Annotated in this window: 1 rRNA gene; it reads left to right on the top strand. The window is 49.1% G+C overall.

Annotation, left to right across the window (positions count from 1 at the left end):
* Positions 1 to 14: 14 nt before the first annotated feature.
* Positions 15 to 688, top strand: a 23S ribosomal RNA gene (locus GTP27_RS23280); the annotation flags it as partial.

Raw genomic sequence — 688 nt, 5'->3', positions numbered from 1 at the left:
AGCTAACGTTATAGGGACAAGTGAATAAGTGCACATGGCGGATGCCTTGGCGATTACAGGCGATGAAGGACGTAGTAGCTTGCGATAAGCTGCGGGGAGTTAGCAAACAAACTTTGATCCGCAGATTTCCGAATGGGGAAACCCACCCTTTTAGGGTATCACTCACTGAATACATAGGTGTGTGAGGCGAACGCGGCGAACTGAAACATCTAAGTAGCTGCAGGAAAAGAAATCAACCGAGATTCCCAAAGTAGTGGCGAGCGAAATGGGAAGAGCCTGTACGTGATAGTCGTTTTGATAGTGGAATCCTCTGGAAATAGGAACCATAGCGGGTGATAGTCCCGTACACGAAATCAAAGCGGTGGTACTAAGCGTACGACAAGTAGGGCGGGACACGAGAAATCCTGTCTGAATATGGGGGGACCATCCTCCAAGGCTAAATACTCGTAATCGACCGATAGTGAACCAGTACCGTGAGGGAAAGGCGAAAAGAACCCCGGGAGGGGAGTGAAATAGATCCTGAAACCGTGTGCATACAAACAGTAGGAGCAGACTTGTTCTGTGACTGCGTACCTTTTGTATAATGGGTCAGCGACTTACATTCAGTGGCAAGGTTAACCAGATAGGGAAGCCGTAGAGAAATCGAGTCCGAACAGGGCGATAGTCGCTGGGTGTAGACCCGAAACCA

Source organism: Duganella qianjiadongensis (assembly GCF_009857915.1).
In the GTDB taxonomy this organism is placed as follows: Bacteria; Pseudomonadota; Gammaproteobacteria; order Burkholderiales; family Burkholderiaceae_D; genus Rugamonas; species Rugamonas qianjiadongensis.
The sequence above is the reverse complement of the archived record's forward strand: the minus strand, read 5'-3'. Positions and strand labels throughout refer to the sequence as shown.